17 protein-coding genes are annotated in these 21,480 nt (G+C 70.0%); 5 read left to right on the plus strand and 12 right to left on the minus strand.

All coding sequences use genetic code 11. From position 1 onward, the window contains the following. The first annotated feature begins 257 nt into the window (after positions 1-257). The 3 genes from egtD to ACFPFG_RS28565 all read left to right on the plus strand — a co-directional run bounded on the left by egtD (position 258) and on the right by ACFPFG_RS28565 (position 3,746). Positions 258-1,316, plus strand: coding sequence for an L-histidine N(alpha)-methyltransferase (egtD, locus tag ACFPFG_RS28555; RefSeq protein ID WP_380109292.1), 1,059 nt, complete (start codon positions 258-260; stop codon positions 1,314-1,316). Next, positions 1,303-2,601 carry an ergothioneine biosynthesis protein EgtB gene (gene egtB / locus ACFPFG_RS28560; protein WP_380109295.1) on the plus strand — a complete coding sequence of 433 codons (1,299 nt, stop codon included), beginning with the start codon at positions 1,303-1,305 and terminating at the stop codon, positions 2,599-2,601. Before egtD ends, egtB begins: the two co-directional genes overlap by 14 nt. A gap of 86 nt (positions 2,602-2,687) precedes the next feature. Beyond that, complete coding sequence (locus ACFPFG_RS28565) at positions 2,688-3,746, plus strand: hypothetical protein (protein WP_183021701.1); 1,059 nt, start codon at positions 2,688-2,690, stop codon at positions 3,744-3,746. A gap of 7 nt (positions 3,747-3,753) precedes the next feature. Here ACFPFG_RS28565 and ACFPFG_RS28570 read toward each other — a convergent pair whose 3' ends face one another. Continuing rightward, positions 3,754-5,043 (minus strand): O-acetylhomoserine aminocarboxypropyltransferase/cysteine synthase family protein, encoded by a 1,290-nt coding sequence (locus ACFPFG_RS28570; RefSeq protein ID WP_197955731.1) that lies wholly within the window; start codon positions 5,041-5,043, stop codon positions 3,754-3,756. Positions 5,044-5,369: 326 nt separating this feature from the next. On the opposite strand from ACFPFG_RS28570, the gene ACFPFG_RS28575 reads away from it, so the two are divergent. Further along, positions 5,370-6,548 carry a GGDEF domain-containing protein gene (locus ACFPFG_RS28575; protein ID WP_380109298.1) on the plus strand — a complete coding sequence of 393 codons (1,179 nt, stop codon included), beginning with the start codon at positions 5,370-5,372 and terminating at the stop codon, positions 6,546-6,548. Here ACFPFG_RS28575 and ACFPFG_RS28580 read toward each other — a convergent pair. From ACFPFG_RS28580 to ACFPFG_RS28625, 10 genes are all read right to left on the minus strand, one after another. Next, positions 6,545-7,411, minus strand: coding sequence for a 3'-5' exonuclease (locus ACFPFG_RS28580; protein ID WP_380109301.1), 867 nt, complete (start codon positions 7,409-7,411; stop codon positions 6,545-6,547). The two genes, ACFPFG_RS28575 and ACFPFG_RS28580, sit on opposite strands and share 4 nt — an antisense overlap. A gap of 261 nt (positions 7,412-7,672) precedes the next feature. Beyond that, positions 7,673-8,485, minus strand: coding sequence for a crotonase/enoyl-CoA hydratase family protein (locus tag ACFPFG_RS28585; RefSeq protein ID WP_183021697.1), 813 nt, complete (start codon positions 8,483-8,485; stop codon positions 7,673-7,675). Positions 8,486-8,502: 17 nt separating this feature from the next. Beyond that, positions 8,503-9,393 carry an SDR family oxidoreductase gene (locus ACFPFG_RS28590; protein ID WP_183021696.1) on the minus strand — a complete coding sequence of 297 codons (891 nt, stop codon included), beginning with the start codon at positions 9,391-9,393 and terminating at the stop codon, positions 8,503-8,505. Positions 9,394-9,493: 100 nt separating this feature from the next. Beyond that, complete coding sequence (locus ACFPFG_RS28595; RefSeq protein WP_380109303.1) at positions 9,494-10,642, minus strand: acyl-CoA dehydrogenase family protein; 1,149 nt, start codon at positions 10,640-10,642, stop codon at positions 9,494-9,496. A gap of 25 nt (positions 10,643-10,667) precedes the next feature. Beyond that, a complete protein-coding gene (locus ACFPFG_RS28600) occupies positions 10,668-12,230 on the minus strand; it encodes a long-chain-fatty-acid--CoA ligase (RefSeq protein ID WP_312375940.1) in 1,563 nt (520 codons plus the stop codon). A 10-nt stretch (positions 12,231-12,240) separates the two neighbouring features. Further along, positions 12,241-13,323 carry a CaiB/BaiF CoA transferase family protein gene (locus ACFPFG_RS28605; RefSeq protein ID WP_312375937.1) on the minus strand — a complete coding sequence of 361 codons (1,083 nt, stop codon included), beginning with the start codon at positions 13,321-13,323 and terminating at the stop codon, positions 12,241-12,243. Between the two features lie 12 nt (positions 13,324-13,335). Beyond that, on the minus strand, positions 13,336-14,991 hold the full coding sequence (locus ACFPFG_RS28610) for a long-chain-fatty-acid--CoA ligase (RefSeq protein ID WP_380109307.1): 1,656 nt from the start codon (positions 14,989-14,991) through the stop codon (positions 13,336-13,338). Between the two features lie 41 nt (positions 14,992-15,032). Continuing rightward, positions 15,033-15,869 (minus strand): enoyl-CoA hydratase-related protein, encoded by an 837-nt coding sequence (locus ACFPFG_RS28615; protein ID WP_197955747.1) that lies wholly within the window; start codon positions 15,867-15,869, stop codon positions 15,033-15,035. A gap of 36 nt (positions 15,870-15,905) precedes the next feature. Continuing rightward, positions 15,906-17,090, minus strand: coding sequence for an acetyl-CoA C-acetyltransferase (locus ACFPFG_RS28620; protein ID WP_197955749.1), 1,185 nt, complete (start codon positions 17,088-17,090; stop codon positions 15,906-15,908). Positions 17,091-17,223: 133 nt separating this feature from the next. Beyond that, positions 17,224-18,006 (minus strand): SDR family NAD(P)-dependent oxidoreductase, encoded by a 783-nt coding sequence (locus ACFPFG_RS28625; protein WP_013801549.1) that lies wholly within the window; start codon positions 18,004-18,006, stop codon positions 17,224-17,226. Positions 18,007-18,188: 182 nt separating this feature from the next. On the opposite strand from ACFPFG_RS28625, the gene ACFPFG_RS28630 reads away from it, so the two are divergent. Further along, complete coding sequence (locus tag ACFPFG_RS28630; protein WP_380109311.1) at positions 18,189-20,963, plus strand: winged helix-turn-helix domain-containing protein; 2,775 nt, start codon at positions 18,189-18,191, stop codon at positions 20,961-20,963. Positions 20,964-20,975: 12 nt separating this feature from the next. On the opposite strand, the gene ACFPFG_RS28635 is transcribed toward ACFPFG_RS28630, so the two are convergent. Then, positions 20,976-21,434 carry a GNAT family N-acetyltransferase gene (locus ACFPFG_RS28635; protein WP_013801551.1) on the minus strand — a complete coding sequence of 153 codons (459 nt, stop codon included), beginning with the start codon at positions 21,432-21,434 and terminating at the stop codon, positions 20,976-20,978. Positions 21,435-21,480: the final 46 nt, after the last annotated feature.

Genomic DNA, 21,480 nt, shown 5'->3' on the forward strand with positions numbered 1-21,480 from the left:
TTCGGGCATGCTGCGGCGCACCACCGGACAGGTCACGAAAAAATCACGCGCGGGGGAAACTGTCCTACCCGCATGCCCGGGGCAGGCGCCTAGGCTGGTGCCTCGGCCTGCCGGTGCGAGTCTTGCGAGGCTCGCTTGCCGTTGGCAGGCGTCAGTCACCATTGGCTGTCCGCCCCTTGGCGACCGCGCCCTGCTGCAAGCCGGGATGCGGCATTCACCATGCTGCGGCGGGCGGCGCACAACGCGAGGCCCCCACCATGCTGTCTGCCCACGAACCTACCGTGTCTTCCTCTGCCCTGGCATCGCGCGCCCAGCGCGTGCCGCTGCCTTTGCCTTCGGCGCCCCGTGCGCCCGCCCAGGGCAGCAGGCGCGAGGCGGCCCCGGAATGGGCGGACCACGCACTGCGCGCGACCCGCGCCGAGCTGCAGCACGGGCTGATGCAGCCCCAGGCCCAGGTTTCCCCCAAATACCTCTACGACGCGCGCGGCTGCGACCTGTTCGAGCAGATCACACGGCTGCCCGAGTACTACCCCACGCGCACCGAGGCCGCCATCCTGGCCGACTCGGGCGCCGCCATGGCCGAGGCCCTGCGCGGCAGCGAGGTGCTGATCGAGCTGGGCGCCGGCAATTGCGAGAAGGTCCGCGGCCTGTGCCGCAGCCTGCGGCCACGGCATTTCGTGGGCGTGGACATTGCGGGCGCTTTCCTGCGCCAGTCCGTGCGGCGGCTGGCCGAGGAATTTCCGCAACTGCAGGCCCATGCCGTCACGGCCGACATCACCGAGCCGCTGACCCTGCCGCCCCATATCCCGCAGGCCGGGCGGCTGCTGTTCTATCCGGGCTCTTCCATCGGCAATTTCGACCCGGTACAGGCCCGGCGCATGCTGGGCCAGATGCGTGCCATGGTCAACGACGACGGCGGCCTGCTGATCGGCATAGACCTGCCCAAGTCCACGCAATGGCTGGAGCCCGCCTATGACGATGCCCAGGGCGTGACGGCGCGCTTCAACCTGAACCTGCTCAGCCACGTCAACAGCCTGCTGGGCAGCGACTTCAACCCGGACGACTGGGAGCATGTGGCCTTCTTCAACGCCGAGCATTCGCGCATCGAGATGCACCTGCGCGCGCGCCGGCCGCTGATCGTGGGCTGGCCGCAGGGGCTGCGGCATTTCTCGGCCGGCGAGACCATCCACACCGAAAACAGCTACAAGTACCCGCTGCCCGAATTCCTCGGCATGCTGGCCTGCGCGGGCTTCGGGCCCTGCCATGTCTGGACGGATGAGCGCCAGTGGTTTGCCGTCATCCATGCCCATGCGTGAAATGCCCGCCGTCTTCCGCTGGGTGCAGCGCTACGAGGCCGTGCGCCAGAGCACCGTGCTGCTGGCCGCGCCCCTGTCGGCCGAGGATGCCTGCGTGCAGTCCATGCCAGATGCCAGCCCGGCCAAATGGCATCTGGCGCATACCACCTGGTTCTTCGAGACCTTTGTGCTGGCCGAGCATGCGCCCGGCGTGCCGCCCTTCGATGCCGACTTTCGCGTGCTGTTCAACTCCTACTACCAGCAGGTGGGCGAGCGGCATCCGCGTGCCCAGCGCGGGCTGCTGACGCGCCCTTCGCTGGCGCGGGTGCTGGCCTATCGCGAGGCCGTGGACCAGCGCATGCTGCAGATGTTCGAGGACTGGGGCATGCAGCCGCCTGCACGGCTGGCCGCGCTGCTGGAGCTGGGCCTGCAGCATGAGCAGCAACACCAGGAACTGCTGCTGACCGACATCAAGCACCTGCTGTCCTGCCACCCGCTGTGGCCTGCCTACCGGGCGCAGGAGGAGGGCGTGCCTGCGCCGCAAGAGCCCGATGGATTGCCCCCGCCGCTGCAATGGCTGACCGTGCCGCGCGGCATGCACGCCGTGGGCCATGCGGGCGAGGGCTTTGCCTTCGACAACGAGCGCCCGCGCCACGAGGTGTTCCTGCAGGGCTGCGAGATGGCGCAGCGGCCCGTGAGCAATGCCGAGTTCCTGCGCTTCGTCAAGGATGGCGGCTATGCCCAGCCGCAGTGGTGGCTGGCCGAAGGCTGGGACTGGCGCTGCGCGCAGCAACTGGAGCATCCGTGGTACTGGCGGCGCCAGGCCGGTGGCGTGCTGGACGGCATATGGCAGGAATTCAGCCTGCATGGCGCGCTGGCGCTGGACGGGCGCAGGCCCGTCTGCCACCTCTCTTACTTCGAGGCCGATGCCTATGCGCGCTGGGCTGGCGCGCGCCTGCCCACCGAGGCGGAATGGGAGGCGGCCCTTGCCGCGCAGATGGCGCAGCGCCCGCAGCACGGCGAGCCACCGGGCCCCGTGCACCCGCGCACCATGCAGCCCGGCAGCCATGCGCTGGGCGAGGTCTGGGAGTGGACCCAGTCGGCCTACACCGCCTACCCGGGCTTTGTGGTGGCCGAGGGCGCGGTGGGTGAGTACAACGGCAAGTTCATGGTCAACCAGTACGTGCTGCGTGGCGGCTCCTGCCTCACGCCGCCCGGCCATGCGCGCGCCAGCTACCGCAATTTCTTCCCCACCCAGGCGCGCTGGCAGATGACCGGCCTGCGGCTGGCAAGGGATCTGGCCTGAGCCTGCCCGTGCCGCGTTCCATGGCATTGCATCGCGCACCGGCGCATGCAGTAGCATCGTCGGCCTCAATGATCCGAGGGAGTTCCATGTTGTTGCGTTCGCTTGTTCTTGCCATGCCGCTGTCCCTGGTCCTTGCCGGCTGCGCCACTGCGCCGCCCCAGGCACCGGCGCCCAGCCAGCCACAGGACCAGCCCCGGCCCCAGGTGCCTGCCCAGGCCCCGGCCGACACGCCACGCGCCGAGCCCGAGGTCGCCAACCTCACGCCCCTGCCCAGCCTGCTGCTGATCGGCGAAGACGCAGCCGGCCGCTACTACTCCATGGTGGCCAAGGCCACCTTCACCATCGAGGCCGATGGCCGCCTGAGCCTGGCCGACCAGGGCGGCGGGCAAGGCGGCGAGCCCGTGGCCCCCCATGCCGACATGCAGGACCAGAGCATGTCCACCGAATGCAAGCCCTATGGCGCCGTGGCCAACCAGCGCACTACCTGGTTCCCGTACACGGGTGTGTTCGTACGCGGCGGCACGCTGGTCGGCGCCCAGGCGGACGGCGCGGATGTGGGCACCAAGGCGCTGACCGAGCACGAGGGCGCCCAGATGCTCTACACAGGCAAGGATGCCGACGCCACCGAGTATTACTACGCGCCCTGTGTGGGCGCGCAGCGCGTGGCCACGGGTTGGCGGCTGGACCGCTATCTGCCCGATGGCGGGCAACTGCGCGTGCGAGCCGATGGGCGTAACGGCAACGGCAAGGGCCAGACACTGGCATTGAAGCTGCCCGAGCCCTTTGCGCCCTTTGTGCTGGTGCGCTACCAGTCGGGAGCGATGATTCCCGTGCCCATGCGTGCCGTGCTGGCCACGGTGGACCTGCCCGGGCGCCGCGTGGTGCTGCAATTCCAGGGCACGTACGCCGTGGAGCCGGCCATCCGCAAGATGGAACTGCGCCTGATCGTGCCCGGCAGCCGCCCCTCCGAAGGCGAGACCGCCGCACGCCACGCCGAACGCACCCAGGCCCAGTTGCGTGACCTGGCACGCTGCGCCCCGCCGCGCGGCCATGCCATCGAGCCCTGCGCCAATCCGCAGCGCACGCCGGATCCGCTGATCTTCTACTCCTCGCAGGAACTGCGCGAGCGCTCGCGCAGGCCCTGACGGCGTCTCAGACCTTGTCCAGCGCCTGCTCCAGGTCGGCCAGCAGGTCGCTGATGTGCTCGATGCCCACGGACAGGCGCACCATGCCTTCGGTCACGCCGGCCTTGGCAAGCTCCTCGGCATCAAGCTGGCGGTGCGTGGTCGATGCCGGGTGCGTGGCCAGGGACTTGGCATCGCCGATGTTGACCAGGCGCGTGAACAGCTGCAGCGCGTCCAGGAAGCGCGCACCGGCGGCGCGCGTGTCGCTGTCGCCGCTGCCGTTCTTGAGGCTGAACGAGAGGATGCCCGAGGCGCGGCCGCCCAGTTGCTTCTTCACCAGTGCGTGGTCGGGGTGGTCCTGCAGGCCGGCGTAGCGCACCCATTCGATCTTGGGATGCTTTTGCAGCGTCTCTGCGATCTTCTGGGTGTTCTCGCAGATGCGGTCCATGCGCAGGGCCAGCGTCTCTATGCCCTGCAGGATCAGGAAGGCGTTGTGCGGCGACAGTGCGGCACCGGTATTGCGCAGCGGCACCACGCGCACGCGGCCGATGTAGGCGGCCTCGCCCAGAGCCTCGGTGTAGACCACGCCGTGGTAGCTGACATCGGGCTCGTTCAGGCGCTTGAAGCGTGTCTTGTGCTCGGCCCAGGGGAACTTGCCGCTGTCCACGACGGCGCCGCCCACGCTGTTGCCGTGGCCGCCCAGGTACTTGGTCAGCGAGTGCACGACGATGTCGGCGCCGTGCTCGATGGGGCGCAGCAGATAGGGGCTGGGCACGGTGTTGTCCACGATCAGCGGCACGCCATGGGCGTGGGCCACGTCGGCCAGGGCGCGGATGTCGGTGACATTGCCCAGCGGGTTGCCGATGGACTCGATGAAGATGGCCTTGGTCTTTTCATCGATGTGCTGGGCGAAGCTGGCCGGGTCGCGCGGATCGGCAAAGCGCACGGTGATGCCCTGCTGCGGGAAGGTGTGGGCGAACAGGTTGTAGGTGCCGCCGTACAGCGTGCTGGCCGAGACGATGTTGTCGCCGGCCTCGGCAATCGCCTGGATGGCATAGGTGATGGCGGCCATGCCCGAGGCCACGGCCACGGCGGCAATGCCGCCTTCCAGCGCCGCGACGCGCTTTTCCAGCACGTCGGTGGTCGGATTCATGATGCGCGTGTAGATGTTGCCGGCCACCTTGAGGTCGAACAGGTCGGCGCCATGCTGGGCGCTGTCGAAGGCGTAGGCCACGGTCTGGTAGATGGGCACGGCGGCCGACTTGGTGGTGGGGTCGGGCGAGTAGCCGGCGTGGACGGCCAGGGTTTCAATGCGCATGGAGAGTTGCCTTTCTGGTGACGGCTTACGCAACAAGGGCAGAGGCGTGCGATGTGCCATGGGGCGCGGCGCGTTCTCGCATCCTGTTTGCGCAAGTCCTGAGGTTGTTGCAAGCGGAGGACGGTTGGCATTGTGGCGTGCCTGCCTGACGCGTCCAACGATGCGTTGGTTACGAACATATGCGGCGCGCACATGCCAGTATGCAGGGCTGTCCGGCCGCGACCGGATCTGCCTGCCCTCACGGCATCCGGGCTGTGAGTGATTGTGTAATTTTGTTAACGGTGTGCGACAACGTGACCGGATCGCTAGACTCCATCAGGGAGTTGATGGTGACGTTGACAGCAAGACATCTTCTGGCGCTGGCGGTGCCCCTGTGCACCTTGCTGCTGGCCGGCTGTTTCTATGTCTGCTGGCGGCATCTGCGTGCCCGGCGCGAGTTGCGTAGCATGTCGTTCGCCTTCACCGGCTTCAGCCTGGCGCTGCTGCTGCAGATCCTTGAGCGGCCCGCGGCCGTTCCCGTCAATGTGTTGACGACGGCCGCGCTGCAACTATGCGCGGCCTGGTTCGTCACCGAGGCCATGGCCATACGCCAGGGCGTGCGCCCGGATGCACCGCTGGCGGCCGGCTTCGGCGGCGCGGTGCTGCTGGTGCTGGGCTACTACGCCTGGGCCGTGCCCGATGCGCAGGCGCGCCAGCATGTGCTCAATTTCGGCCTGGGGCTGCAACTGGCCCTGCCGTTGTGGCGGCTGCCGCCCCGGCAGCCCTGCACAGGCTGGGACCGGCTGCTGCTGTGGGTGTTCGTGGCCTTTGCCCTGAGTTTTTTCGTGCGTGCGCTGTGGGCGGTGCCGCGCGCAAATCCGGTCACGGCCAGCGTGGCCGGCGAATGGCTGGGCATTTCTTCCTCGTGGATGGCGATGCAGCTGAGCCTGCTGGTGTTCGGCCTTCTGTTTGCCATGCTGTTTCTGGCAGTGGCGGTGCGCGACACCGTGCAGGAGCTGCACAAGGAGCGCGACCGCGATCCGCTGACCGGGCTGCTGAACCGGCGCGCCTTCAAGGAGGCCGTGCAGCACCGGCGGGCCGAGCAGCCCCAGCTGTCGGCCGCCGTACTGGTCTGCGACCTGGACCATTTCAAGCGCGTCAACGATGGCTGGGGCCATGCGGCGGGCGACGAGGTGCTGCAGCGTTTTGCGCGCCTGCTGCTTCGCAGCACGCGCCAGCAGGACCTGGTTGCACGCTTTGGCGGGGAGGAGTTCGTGGCCCTGCTGCCGCACGCCGATCCGCTGGCCGCGCAATTGATCACACGGCGCATACAGACCCAGCTGCGCCTGATGGGCTTCAGCGCGCTGCCCGACGACATGCGCATCACGGCCAGCTTTGGCGTGGCCTGGATGGCGCAGGGCCAGACGCTGGAGCAGGCGCTGGCGCGTGCCGACGCCATGCTCTACGAGGCCAAGCGTGCAGGCCGCGACCGGGTGCGGCTGGTGTCGCAGGAGGAAGGGGCTTAGCCAGGGCTTGGCTTTCCCGGTGTGACCGGCGCCTGCAGCAGGCGTGGGGTGCGGGACGGGCGTGGCGATGGGCGTGGGGCGCTGGACTCGCGCGGTGCATGTGGCTCGTGCGGCTCGTGCGGCTCGTGCGACATATGCGGTGCGTCCTGCTCGCGTGGCGCGTGGGGCCTGCGTGGTCCCCGCGGGCCGCTGGAGCTGCCGGGGCCGCGGGGTTCGGGCGCAGGCCTGGCGGGCCTGGCCGGGCGTTCGGCCACGGCCGGCTGGCGCTGTTCCCAGGCGGGCAGGGCGGCATGCACCATGGCGGCGCCGTGGGCGTCGTTGGCCGCGTAGTGGCGCTGGGCCAGGCTCAGCTGCGGTGCAGCCCAGTTGGAGGTGGAGATCTTCTTGGACTTGTGGAAGTTCTGCCCCAGCACCAGGGCCACGGCCGCGCGCACGCCTACCGAGCTGGCATAGCCGTGGCGCTTGAACACGCGGTCCAGGTCGATCACGTTGTGCAGTGCAACACCCAGGCGCGCGGGCAGCGCGCTGCGGTCATGGTCCAGCCCGAAACCGGCCTTGCAGATGGCTTCGCTGGCCAGCACGTCGGCCGCCAGCTGGCGTGCCTGTGCATGCTGCAGCTGCAGCAGCCAGGCCTGGTCGCAGGTGGACAGCTGCACCACATGGGGGCCGGTGTCGGTCTGGCGGGCGTGGAACAGCGGCTTGCTCTCGGTATCGAAGCCGAGCACGGGCGCTGCCATCAGCGCCGCGCGTGCGGCCGCGAATTCGGCGTCGGTGGCGGGCACGTGGATGCAGCGCTCGGGCAGGGCTGCAAAAGGCGGCAGCAGGCGGCTGTCATCCTTGCTGGGAGCGTGCAGGCGGGGCATGGGAAAAGAGAGGGAAAGCCGAGGCGAGCCGTCAAGTATGCCTGCACTTGCATGCCCCTCGGGCACCGGGTTTTTATCCCCGGTGCGTGTGGACGGAGTTGTGGAAAACTCCGGGTGTAACTTGCCGAATCCGCGCCCTGCAAGGCTTTCCACGGAATGCCTAAAAAATCAGCGCAGTGGCGAAAGGGCGTCGAATAAGGGTATTTGCGGATGGCTGCGCCGGACCCCGATGCAGGGTCCGACGGCTGTTTCAAATGGTGTCTAAAGGCCTTGATCGCTGAATACCGGCACCCGCTTTTCCAGGCCTGCGCGCACGGCTTCGGCCTGGTTGGGGCTGCCCAGCAGGGCCTGCTGCTCCTGCGCCTCGGCCAGCAGGATGTCCTGGGGCGACGCCGTTTCGCTGAGCTGCATCAGCCGCTTGGCCGCGCGCATGGCGTGCGGGCTACTGGCCGCGATCTGGCGAGCCAGGTGGCGCGCTTCCTCCAGCGGAGCGTGGCTCACGCGCGTGGCCAGGCCCAGGGCCACGGCCTCGGGGCCGGGCACGATGCGGCCGGTGTAGACCAGCTCGCGCAGCACATCGCCGCGCACCAGCGGCGCGGCCAGCGCGCAGCCGGCCATGTCGGGCACCAGTCCCCATTTGATTTCCATGATGGACAGCCGCGCATCCTCGGCCACCAGGCGGATGTCCGCACCCAGCGCCAGCTGCAGGCCGCCGCCGTAGGCCACGCCGTGCACGGCGGCGATCACGGGCACGGGCAACTGGCGCCAGCCCCAGCAGATCTGCTGGAAGCGGTTGGCCATGCCATGCGTGCGCCGCGACAGATCGGCCATGTCGGCGGTCTGCTGGCCGTCGGCAATGCCGGCCATGCTGCCCATGTCCAGGCCCGCGCAGAAGGCGCGCCCGTCGCCATGCAGCACCACGGCGCGCAACCCGGGCGTGTCCCGCAGCCGCGCCAATGCGTCGATCAGTGCGTCGAACATGGCGGGGTCCAGCGCATTCATCTTGTCGGGCCGGGCCAGGGTCACCTCGGCCACGCCGTGGTCCACCGATATGCGCACGCGTTCTTGGTTCATGGCTTGTCTCCTTGTGTCTATGCGGTTCTTTGCTGGCGGTCGGCCGCGTTGCGCGATTCGATGGCGCTGCGCGCATTCGCCCAGTCCTGGTCGCTCCAGCTGGCCAGCCCGGCGAAGTTGCCGCCCGTCGCCTGGTATTGTCCGCCGTCTATGGCGATGGTCTGTCCCGTCAGGTACTCGGCATGGCGGCTCATGAGAAAGACGGCCAGGTTGGCCAGTTCGGGCATGCGGCCGTTGCGTCCCATGGGGTTGTCGGCGCGCACATGCTCGCCGCCCTGCGGGTTCAGGCGCGCGCTCATGCCTTCGGTGGGGAACAGGCCCGGCGCAATGGCGTTGAAGCGTATGCCCCGGTTGCCCCATTCCACGGCCAGCGACTGCGTCATGGCATGCACGCCCGACTTGGCCATGGCCGAGGGCACGGTGAAGGCCGAGCCGTTCCAGACCCAGGTGGTGAGGATGGACAGCACGCTGGCCTTGCGGCCCTCGGCCAGCCAGCGGCGGCCGCACTCCAGCGTGAGGTTGAAGCTGCCGCGCATGACGATGTTGGCCACGGCGTCGAAGGCGCGCATGGACAGGTCCTCGGTGCGGCTCACGAAGTTGCCGGCCGCGTTGTTGACCAGGCCCGTGAGCGCGCCGCCATCGGCCCAGATGGCCTCGATCATCTGCTCCACGGCCTCGGGCTGGCGCACGTCGCAGGCATGGCCCACGGCCCGGCCGCCGTGCTGCTGCACCAGCTCCTGGGCGGTCTGCTCGACCACGGCGCCGCGCCGGCCGCACAGGTAGATGTCGGCGCCCATCATGAGAAAGGCCTCGGCCATGACGCGGCCCAGGCCGGTGCCGCCGCCAGTGACGAGTATGCGTTCGCCCTTGAGCAGGCCGGGCTTGTAGATGAGGTCGTCGAGGGTCATGGCTGCTGTCTCCTGTGCTGCCGGTGAAAGTGGATCGGTGAGGGAGAGGGTTTGGAGGGCGTCAAGGGCGTCAAGGGCACGCCAGGGCGCCGCCAGGGCATCAGAGCGCGCGCGAGATCACTTCCTTCATGATTTCGCTGGTGCCGCCGTAGATGCGCTGCACGCGCGCATCGGCGTACATGCGGGTGACCATGTATTCGTTCATGTAGCCATAGCCGCCATGCAGTTGCACGAGTTCGTCGAGCACGCGGCCCTGCGCTTCCGAGCCCCAGAGCTTGGCCATGGAGGCCGTGGCCGTGTCCAGCGTGCCGGCCACCAGTTGCTCCACGCAGCGGTCGATGAAGGCGCGGCCCACGGTGAGGGTGGTTGCCACCTCGGCGAGCTTGAACCGGGTGTTCTGCATGTCGGCAATGGCCTGGCCGAAGGCGCGGCGCTCGCGCGCATAGGCCAGCGTGGCCTCGTAGGCGCCTTCCATGCAGGCCAGGGCGGCCAGGCCGATGATCAGCCGCTCGTAGGGCAGGTCGCCCATGAGCTGGTAGAAGCCCTGGCCTTCGCGCCCGCCCAGCAGCGCGTCCTGCGGCACGGCCACGTCGTCGAAGAACAGCTCCGAGGTGTCCTGGGCCTTCATGCCCATCTTGTCGAGCACGCGGCCCACGCGAAAGCCCGCGCAGTCCCGGGTCTCCACGATGAGGATGGAGGTGCCGCGCGCGCCCTGGGCCGGGTCGGTCTTGCAGACCACGAGGATCAGGCCGGCCAGCAGGCCGTTGGTGATGAAGGTCTTGCTGCCGTTGATGCGGTAGCGGCCGTCCCTGAGTTCTGCGCGCGTGCGCACGCCCTGCAGGTCCGAGCCCGCGCCGGGCTCGGTCATGGCGATGGCACCCACCAGCTCGCCGCGTGCCATGGCCGGCAGGTACTTGCGCTTTTGCGCCTCGGTGCCGTGGTTGAGCAGGTAATGGGCCACGATGGAGTGCACGGAGTTGCTCATGCCCGTGAGGGCGCGGCGCGCCATTTCCTCATGGATCACGGCCTCGTGGCGGAAGTCGCCGCCGCCGCCGCCGTAGTCCTCGGGGATGTCGGTGCACAGCAGGCCCAGCTCGCCGGCGCGGCGCCATATCGCATGGCCCACGTTGCCGCGCTGGCGTGCGGCCTCGTCCTGCGGCTGCATTTCGGTTTCCAGAAAGCGCACGGCGGTGGCGCGCAGGCTTTCCAGCTCGGGGGTGCTCCAGGAGCGTGTCAGTTGCAGTGGCATGGCGTGGCCTGGTGGTTCGTGGGGGTCAGTTGATGCGGCGCTCGCGGCCCTGCCAATAGGGTTCGCGCAGCTGGAATTTCTGCAGCTTGCCGGCGGCCGACAGCGGCAGTTCGGCGCGGAACTCCACCGAGCGCGGGCACTTGTAGCCCGCGATGCGTTCGCGGCAGTGGGCGATGACCTCGGCCTCGGTCAGCGGCTGGCCCTCGCGCGCGACGATCACGGCGTGCACGCGCTCGCCCCAGCGTTCGTCAGGCACGCCGATGACGGCGCACATGGCGACCTGGGACAGCTGGGCGATGGCGTTCTCGACCTCGGCCGAGTACACGTTCTCGCCGCCGCTGACGATCATGTCCTTGAGCCGGTCCACGACGAAGAGGTAGCCGTCGGCATCCAGCCGGCCCATGTCGCCCGTGTGCATCCAGCCGTCCTTGAGCGCGGCGGCCGTCTCGGCGGGCCTGTTCCAGTAGCCCTGCATGACCATGGGGCCGCGCGCCGTGATCTCGCCCACCTCGCCGGGCGGCAGCTCGCGGCCCTCGCCATCGACGATGCGCACCTCGGCAATGGTCACGGGCCGGCCGGCCGCGCGCAGCAGGCGTTCGCGCTGCGGGCCGGGACGGTGCTCGGCCGGGCCCATGGACACGATGGTGGGCGACAGCTCGGTCATGCCGTAGGCCTGGGCGAAGTCGGCGCCGGGCAGCAACTGCATGGCGCGCTCCAGCAAGGTGGCATCGATGGGTGCCGCGCCATAGAGCATGAGGCGCAGGCTGGACAGGTCGAATTCGGCCAGGCGCGGATGCTCGATCAGCCGGCGGATCATGGTGGGCACCAGGAACAGCTCGTTCACGCCGTGCTGCTGGATGCCGTCCAGGATGGCCAGCTCGTCGAAGGCCGGCACGATGACCTGGGGCACCAGGCGCTGTCCCATGAGCAGTGCCAGGCCGCAGCCGGCCACATGGAACATGGGCGTGACCACCATGCCCACCTTCACATGCTGGCGCGGCACGTTGCTGGCATTGGACAGGGCGTTGATGAACAGGTTGTCGTGGCTGAGCATCACCCCCTTGGGCCGGCCCGTGGTGCCGCCTGTGTACATGACGGCAGCCAGGTCGTTGCCGCTGCGCAGCGCGTCGGCGCAGGGCGTGGCGGCGGCCAGCAATTGCTCGTAGTGCAGCGCGCCTTCGGGCGCGGCGCCCGTGCCGCAGAACACCACGGTGCGCAGGCTGGAGGACAGCTCGCGCAGCCGGGGCACCAGGGGCGCGAAGGCATCGTCCACGAAGAGCACGCGCGTGTCGCAGTCGTCCAGCGAGTAGGCCACCTCGTGCGCACTCCAGCGGATGTTGACGGGATTGACCACGGCGCCCGCCCACCAGCAGCCGTAGAAGTACTCGAGGTAGCGGATGGAGTTCAGGCCCAGCATGCCCACGCGGTCGCCGGGCGCCACGCCCTGCCCGCGCAGCAGGCCCGCGAAGCGTTCCACGCGCTGCGCCAGTTGCGACCAGCTGGCCTGTTCGCTGCCGCAGATGGCGGCGGTGGCATCGGCTTTTTCTCGGCGGCCCTTGTGGATGGCCTGGGTGAGATACATGGGCATGGGCGTTTCCTCAGGAGCGGGCAATCCAGGCCGCCAGCGTGTCTTGCAGGCTGGCGGCGCGCGGGGGGCGGGGCTGCTCGGGCACGCTGCGCGAAAAGCGCGGCGCCGGCGCAGGCTGGAGCACGCCACCGGCCTCGGTGAACGTGGCGCGCGCGCGGTTGTGGGCATGCTGGGGCGCCTCGTCCCAGTCGAGCACGGGCGCGAAGCAGGCATCGCTGCCTTCCAGCAGCTCGCACCATTGCTGGCGCGTGCGCGTGCGGAACACGTCGGCCAGGCGCAGCTTGAGCAGGGGCCAGCGTGCGGCGTCCAGCTGCGCGTCGAACAGCGGGTCCTGTATGCCGCAGCGCTGGCGCAGCTCGGCGTAGAACTGCGGCTCGATGGCGCCTATGGCGATGTATTTGCCGTCGGCGCAGGCATAGGTGTCATAGAAGTGCGCGCCGCCGTCCAGCAGGTTCTCTCCGCGCTGGTTGCTCCACTGGCCCTTGGCCTTGAAGCCGTACATGAAGGCCGACAGCAGGGCCGTGCCATCGGTCATGGCCGCGTCGATGACCTGGCCCCGGCCGCTGCGCCCGGCCTCGTGCAGGGCGGCCAGCAGGCCCACGGCCAGCAGCATGGCGCCGCCGCCGAAGTCGCCCACGTAGTTGAGCGGCGGCACGGGCGCCTCGCCCGCGCGGCCGATGGCGTGCAGCGCGCCGGAGATGGCGATGTAGTTGATGTCATGCCCCGCCGCATGCGCCAGCGGCCCGTGCTGGCCCCAGCCCGTCATGCGGCCGTAGACCAGGCGCGGGTTGCGCGCCAGGCAGGGCTCGGGCCCCAGGCCCAGGCGCTCCATCACGCCGGGCCGAAAGCCCTCGATCAGCAGGTCGGCGCGTGCGATCAGCGCCAGGGCCGAGGCCTGGCCTTCCTCGCCGCGCAGGTCGATCTCGACCTGGCTGCGGCTGCGCGTGGTGATGTCCTGTGCATCGACCGGCGTGCCGGGCCGCGCGATGCGCAGCACCTCGGCACCCATGTCGGCCAGCAGCATGGCGCAGAACGGCCCCGGGCCCAGGCCCGCGAACTCGACCACGCGCACGCCTTCAAGCGGTCCTGGCATGGAGGTCTCCTTTCAGGCCGTGGGCAGTGGATGGTTCTTGTACTGCTCGCGCAGCTTGGTCTTTAGCAGTTTTCCCGTGGCCGTGTGCGGCAGCTCGGCCACCTGCAGCACATCGTCGGGCAGCCACCATTTGGCGATGCGCGTGGACAGGAAATCGAGCATGGACTCGCGGCTGACGCTGTGGCCTGCGCGCGGCACCACCAGCAGCAGCGGCCGCTCCTGCCACTTGGGATGGGCCACGCCGATGATGGCGGCCTCGGCCACGCCGGGATGGCCCATGGCGGCGTTCTCCACGTCGATGGAGGAAATCCACTCGCCGCCCGACTTGATCACGTCCTTGGCGCGGTCCACCAGCTGCAGGAAGCCGTCGGCATCGATGGTGGCCACGTCGCCCGTGGTGAAGAAGCCTTCCTCATCGACGGGCGAGCCGCCTTCGCCCTTGAAGTATCCGCTGGCGATCCAGGGGCCGCGCACGCGCAGGTGCCCCCGGGCCTGGCCGTCCCAGGGCTGGGGCCGGCCGTCGTCGTCCACGATCTTGAGGTCCACGCCCCAGACGCCGCGCCCCTGCTTGAGCTTGACCTTGACCAGTTCCTCGCCCGACAGCGCGTCGTGCCGGGGCAGCAGCTTGCTGACCACGCCGATGGGGCTGGTCTCGGTCATGCCCCAGCCCTGCACGACCTGGGCGCCGAACTGGTTCTCGAAGCGCTCCAGCATGGCGCGCGGCACGGCCGCGCCGCCGATGCCTATGCTCTTGACGCCCAGCGCGCGCGGGTCGATGTCGGGATGCGCATCCAGGTACTGGAACAGCATCAGCCACACGGTGGGCACGCCCTGCGAGAAGGTGACCTTCTCGCCGCGCATGAGCTCGTAGACGCTCTGGCCGTCCAGGTGGGGGCCGGGCAGCACCAGCCGTGCGCCGGCCATGGCCGCCGCATAGGGCGTGCCCCAGGCGTTGGCATGGAACATGGGCACGATGAGCATCACGGTCTCGCTCGCGTTCAGGCCGAAGGTGTCGGGCGCCAGCTCCATCAGCGTGTGCAGCACGGTGGAGCGGTGCGAGTACAGCACGCCCTTGGGGTTGCCCGTGGTGCCCGAGGTGTAGCACAGCGAGGAGGCCGTGCGCTCGTCGAACTCGGGCCAGTCGAAGTCCTCGCTCTGGTTGCCCACCAGCTCGTCCCAGCAGTGCAGGTCGGGCAGGTCCAGCGCGGGCATGTGCTCGCGCGCGCTCATGCAGACATAGGTGGTCACGGTCTTCAGATGCGGTGCGAGCTTTTCCACCAGCGGCGCGAAGGTCACGTCGAAGAACAGCACCCGGTCCTCGGCATGGTTGGCGATGTATTCGATCTGCTCGGGAAACAGGCGCGGGTTGATGGTGTGCAGCACCGCGCCGCTGCCCGAGACGCCGAAGTACAGCGCCAGGTGGCGCCAGCTGTTCCAGGCCAGCGTGCCCACGCGCTCGCCAGGCTGCACGCCCAGCGACTGCAGGGCGTTGGCCACCTGGCAGGAGGCGCGGCGCATGCCGGCCCAGTCGGTGCGGTGCAGGCCACCGTCCCGAGTTTCCGGCAGGCGCGAGACGATCTCGGTGTGCGGGTGAAAGCGCGCCGCATGCTCGATCAGCGACGAGATCATGAGCGGGCGGTCCTGCATCAGTCCTTGCAAGGCGGGCATGGGGGTGTCTCCTGTCGTTTTTGGGTGCGGGAAGACGGGTGTCAGCTGGGCTGGCGCGGTGGGAAAACAGGCTCGCGCTTTTGCAGGAAGGCCTGCACGCCTTCCATGAAAGCCGGCCCGCCCACCAGCTCGCGCTGCCGGCCAGCCTCGTAGCTCAACTGTTGCGCCAGAGTGCCTGCTGCTGCAGCATCCAGCGCCCGGCGTGCCTCCAGCGCCACACCGGCCGGCAGCCGGGCCAGGCGCCTGGCGGCGGCCACTGCTTCATCGCGCAGCACCGCATCGTCCACGCAGGCCCAGACCAGGCCCCAGTCCGCAGCCTGCTGGGCGCCCAGCTTCTCGCCCATCAGGGCCAGGCCCAAGGCGCGCGCGCGGCCCAGGCGGCGCTCCAGGAACCAGGTCGTGCCCAGGTCCGGCACGATGCCCAGGCGCGGCAGGAAAGGCAGGTAGAAGTAGGCCGAGCGTGCGGCCAGCGTTAGGTCGGCCGCCAGGGCCAGGCCCACGCCTGCCCCGGCTGCCGCGCCGTTGACGGCACAGACCACGGGCACGGGCAGATCCTGCAGATCCAGGATCAGCCGGTTGGACAACTGCTCCATGCGTTCTGCCGTGTGCTCGCCCAGCGTGCGGCCGTCGGCCGGCGCGGCACCGCCCAAGGCCGACAGGTCGGCGCCCACGCAAAATCCCCGCCCCTCGGCCGTGAGCACCAGGGCGCGTATGCCCGCGTCCGCCCGCACCTGTGCCAGCAGGGCGCGCAGCTGGTGCTGGAAGGGCTGGCCCAGCGGATTCATGCGCTCGCTGTCGTGGTGGACGATGAGGGCAATGTCCCCGTGGCGTTCCAGGCGGACGACGGGCGTGTCTTGCGTGTTCTGCGTGTCCTGCATGCGCGGCTCCAGACAGAAGGGTGGGGTGTCGCGGGCTTAGAGCCGCTCGATGATGGTGACGTTGGCCATGCCGCCGCCCTCGCACATGGTCTGCAGGCCGTAGCGCCCGCCGCGTGCGTGCAGGGCGTGGATCAGCGTGGCCATGAGCTTGGTGCCCGAGGCGCCCAGCGGATGGCCCAGCGCAATGGCGCCGCCGTTGACGTTGAGCCGCGCCGGATCGGCGCCCGTGGCCTGCAGCCAGGCCAGCGGCACGGGGGCAAAGGCCTCGTTGACTTCGTACAGGTCGATGTCGGAGATGCGCATGCCGGCCTTCTTCAGCGCGGCCTGGGTGGCGGGGATGGGGGCCTCCAGCATGATCACCGGGTCATGCCCCAGCAGGCTCATGTGGTGGATGCGCGCCAGCGGCTGCACGCCCAGGGCCTTGAGGCCGCGCTCGCTGACCACCATGACGCCGCTGGCGCCATCGCAGATCTGGCTGGCCGTGGCGGCGGTCACGCAGCCGCCCTCGCGGATGGTCTTGACGCCGGCAATGCCTTGCAGCGTGGCATTGAAGCGTATGCCTTCATCCACCGTGTGCGGCTGGCCTTCGCCCTCGGCACCACCTTCGGCGCTGCGCGCCTGCACGGCCAGGATCTCGCGGTCGAAGCGGCCCTCGCGCGCGGCCTGCACGGCGCGCTCATGGCTTTGCAGCGCATAGGCGTCCAGCTGGTCCTTGGCCAGGCCGTACTTGCCGGCCATCATCTCGGCGCCCATGAACTGGCTGAACTCCACGCCCGGGTAGCGCTGCTGCATGGCCGGGCTCATGTACATGCCCAGGCCGGCCTTGGCGGGCAGGGCATTGGGCGTGCCCATGGGCACGCGCGACATGCTCTCCACGCCAGCGGCGATCACCATGTCCATGCTGCCCGACATCACGGCCTGGGCCGCGAAATGCAGGGCCTGCTGGGAGGAGCCGCACTGCCGGTCCACCGTGGTGCCCGGCACGGACTCGGGCAGGGACGAGGCCAGCACCGCGTTGCGCGCCACGTTCGTCGCCTGCTGGCCGACCTGGCTGACGCAGCCCATGATCACGTCCTCGACCTGGGCCGGGTCGGCCTGGCTGCGGCGCACCAGCTCGTCCAGCACCTGGGCCGCGAGATCGGCCGGATGCCAGCCCGAGAGCTTTCCGCCGCGCTTGCCGCCCGCCGTGCGCGTGGCGGCAACGATGTATGCCTGTGCCATGGATATGTCTCCTGTTCCTGTATTCCTGGGGGGATGGTGGCCCGGCCGGCGCGGGCCGGGCATCGTCGCAAGCGACGATTCCGGCCAGGGAAAACGCGGGGACGGTGCCTGCCGTGGTGACTGGGCGGTACGCCTAGCGCGGTGCCATGCGGATGGCGCCGTCCAGGCGCACGCACTCGCCGTTGAAGTAGCCGTTGGTGATCATGGTTTCGGCCAGGTGGGCGTATTCGTCGGGCTGGCCCAGCCGCTTGGGAAAGGGCACGGAGGCGGCCAGCGCCGCCTTCACGTTGTCGGGCGCGCCCTGCAGCAGCGGCGTGTCGAAGATGCCGGGCAGGATGGTGTTCACGCGGATGCCCTCGCCCATGAGGTCGCGCGCGATGGGCAGGGTCATGCCCGTGATGCCGGCCTTGCTGGCCGAGTAGCTGGCCTGGCCCATCTGCCCGTCCTGCGCCGCCACCGAGGCCGTGTTGACGATGGCGCCGCGCTCGCCGTCGGCCAGCGGCTCCAGCGTGAGCATGCCCGCCGCCGACTTGGCGATGCAGCGGAAGGTGCCCACCAGGTTGATCTGGATGATGCGGTCGAAATTGGCCACGGGCAGGTGCCGGATCTCGCCCGTGGCCTTGTCGCGGCTGGCCGTCTTGACGGCATTGCCCGTGCCCGCGCAGTTGACCAGGATGCGCTCCTGCCCATGGGCCGCGCGGGCCTGGGCAAAGCCCGCGTCCACGCTGGCCTCGTCGGTCACGTCCACGCGGCAGAACAGGCCGCCTGTCTCGCGCGCCAGCGCCTGCCCGGCCGTCTCGTTGAGGTCGAACAGGGCGACGCGCACGCCCCTGGCGGCCAGGCGGCGCGCGGTGGCCGCGCCCAGGCCCGATGCCCCGCCCGTGACGACGGCGCTGATGCTTGCGTCAAGCTGCATGTGAAGGTCTCCTTGGTTGGTGCGTTGGCGGCGCGCCGTTGCCTGTCGCCTTGGATCGGGACAGGCGGCAGGCCGCCACCTATGATCTGCCTTCAAGTCTAGGAATCGCCCCGTCTTGCCGCCATCGTCGAAACCGACGAAAGTGCCCGGTGCCTCACCCCTTCACAGTGCCCCCTGCCTGCATGCAGCCCCCAGCGCCCACCCCTTCCTCCGGCCCCGGTCCGGGTTCCGGCTACGTGCCGCAGGCCAAGCTGAGCCCGCCGCGCGCCGCTGCCGCCCAGGTGGCCCGGCTGGCCGTTGCCGCGCGCTGGCCCGAGGCCTTGCGCGCCCGCGTGGTGCTGGTGCGTGCGCCGGCCGGCTTCGGCAAGACCACGGCCATGCGCCAGATGCGCGAGCGCCTGCAGGCCGAAGGGCAGGCCACGGCCTGGCTGACGCTGGATGCCGCCGACAACGATGTCTCGCGCTTTCTGCAGTGCCTGGGCGCGGCCGTGCGCACCCTGGGGGTGGGGCCGTCGCAAGGCGCCGGCGAGTTGTCCCAGGCCCTGCATGCGCTGGCTGGCGAGGGCCGCTCCTTTGCGCTGTTCATCGATGATTTCGAGGTGCTGCACAACGATGCCGTGCTCGGCCTGGTGCGCCAGCTCATGGAGCAGCTGCCCGAGCGCGGGCGCCTGGTCATAGGCTCGCGCGCGCTGCCGGCCCTGGGACTGGGGCGGCTGCGCACCAGCGGCCAGTTGCTGGAGATCGATGCGGCGCTGCTGCGCTTTTCCGTGGGCGAGGCCGAGGAGTTCTTTCGCCTGCGCGGCTGCCCGCTGCCGCGCGAGGCCCTGGCGCGGCTGCTGGACAAGACCGAAGGCTGGATAGGCGCGCTGTGGCTGGCCTCGCTGGCGCTGGAGCGCCATGGCCCGCACAGCGATTTCATCGAGCGCTTCTCGGGCTCGGAGCGCGCCGTGGCCGACTACCTGGCCGAGGATGTGCTGGCCCAGCAGCCCGCCTCCGTGCGCGACTTCTTGCTGCGCACCAGCATCCTGCGCACGCTGGATGCCCAGGTCTGCCAGGCCCTGGTGCCGCGTGCCGACGGCGCCGCCATGCTGCAGGCGCTGGAGCAGTCCCACCTGTTCCTGGTGCCGCTGGCCGACGAGGCGCAGGGTGGCCAGGGCGGGCACAGCTGGCGCTACCACAGCATGTTTGCCGACTTCCTGCGCGCACAGCTGCTGCGCGAGCAGCCCGGTGAATTGACGCGCCTTCACCTGGCGGCCAGCGGCTGGTACGAATCCTGCGGCCGGCCCGTGCCCGCCATCGAGCATGCGCTGGAAGGCGGCGACCTGCCGCATGCCCTGTCCCTGCTGGCGCGCCACGCCGAGGCGCTGATGGAGCAGGGCCGCATGCGCCTGCTGTCGCGCTGGTTCTCGGCCATGCCGGCGCCGCTGATGGCGCGCGAGCCGCTGCTGCAGGCCGTGGCCGCCTATGCCGACTGCTTCACGCGCGGCCCCTGGCAGGCGCAGCAGCGGCTGGACGCCTTGCGGCCCCGCATGGCCGCGGACCCCGCCGCGCAGGCGCTGGTCATGGCCCTGCAGCCGCTGCTGCTGGCCATGATGGACCGCGTGGAAGAGGCGGCGCCCCTGGGCCGCCAGGCGCTGGCCTGCCTGCCCAGCTGCCGGCCGTTCGCGGACAGCTCGCTGACCAATGCCATGGCCTACGTGGTGTCGGTGCTGGGCGATGCCGAGGAGGCCCACCGCCTGCTGGACGCGGCGCGCAGCACCCAGGCCGGCAGCCTGTTCAGCCGCATGTACACCGAGGCCATGGAGGGCGTGCTGGACCTGTCGGGCGGGCGGCTGCGGCAGGCGGCGTCGCGCTTTCGCGTGGCGCTGGCCGCCACGCCGCGCAGCGCCTCCTACAACCCCACCAACGGCAATGCATGGGCCGGCGTGCTGCATGCCGGCGTGCTCTACGAGACCAACGACCTCGACGGCGCCGACCACCTGCTCAACGTCTACCTGCCGCTGGCCCGCGACGTGGGCCTGCCCGACCATGTGATCTCCAGCTACCGCATGCGTGCGCGCATTGCCTTCGTGCGCGGCGATGTGGATGCTGCCTTCGGCCTGCTGACCGAACTGGAGTACCTGGGGCATGAACGCCAGCTCCCCCGCGTGACGGCCAGCGCCCGGCTGGAGCATGCGCGCATCTTCGTGCTGCAGGGCAACCGGGCCGCCGCGTCCGAGGCGCTGGAGCGTGCCGACGATCCCGGCGTATGGCCGCGCGTGGAGCGCCTGCGCCTGCCCCCGCACGAGGTGGAGGACATCGCCATCGCCCGGCTGCGCTGGGGGCTGCACTTTGGCGACTGCCGTGCCGTGCGCGATGCCATCGCCCCCTTGCTGGCCGATGCGCAACTGCGCGGGCGCCGCCACCGCAGCCTCAAGCTGCAGGTGCTGTGCGCGCTGGCCGAGGCGGGCAGCGGCGACATGGACGCCGCAGCCGCCATGCTGGCCCAGCCGCTGCGCCACGGTGCCAGCGAAGGCTTTGTGCGCCTGATGCTCGATGAGGGGCCGCTGCTCGCGCCCGTGCTGCAGCGCGTGCTGTCGCCCTCACTGTCGCCTTCACTGACGCTTTCACTGTCGCGCCGCACGGAAGCGGCGGAGCCGGAGGCGGCCGCCCATGCGCAGCGGCTGCTGTCTGCCTTGGGCGAGCCTGCCGAGCCCGCCGATCCCCCCGAGGGGCCGGCAGCGGATGCGCGCGAAGGCCCGGCGGGGCCCACGGTGCTTGCCGAGCCCCTGACCCGCAAGGAGCTGCGCGTGCTGGAACTGCTGGCCTCGGGCTACTCCAATGCGGCCATGGCCGAAAAGCTCTTCGTCTCCGACAGCACGGTGCGCACCCACCTGCGCAGCATCAACCTCAAGCTGGGCGCGCGCAGCCGCACCCAGGCCGTGGCGCTGGCGCGGGAGCTGCGGGTTTTGCGCTAGGCCGCTGGCGGCTCAAGCCTGCAGATGGCGCGCATAGGTCAGGAACACTTCGTCACGCACCCAGCCCAGCGACTCGTACAGCGCCTGGGCGCGCAGGTTGTTGCGGGCCGTGGTCAGGTCCATGCGTGCATGGCCCGTGGCGCGGGCATGGGCTTCGGCCGCCAGCAGCAGGGCGCGGCCCACGCCCAGGCGGCGCGCATCGGGCACCACGAAGAGGTCGTAGAGCACGTAGATGGGCGCGGCCAGCACCGAGCAGAACGAGGGATAGAGCTGGCAAAAGCCCAGGGCGCTGCCGTCCGGTCGGCGGGCCAGCAGGATCACGGATTCGCCGCGCTCCAGCCGCGCCGTGATGAAGGCCAGCGCCGCGTCGGCATCCGCAGGTTGCTCGTAGAACTGGCGGTAGGCGTCGAACAGCGGCGCGATCAGCGCGGCGTCTTCGGGGATGGCGGTGTGTATGGCTGTGGAGTTCATCGGTGGTCCGGGGCTGAGGTTGCCAGCATGGCGCAGGGCAAGGATG

Source organism: Delftia deserti, assembly GCF_042653485.1.
GTDB classification, from domain to species: Bacteria; Pseudomonadota; Gammaproteobacteria; order Burkholderiales; family Burkholderiaceae_C; genus Comamonas; species Comamonas acidovorans.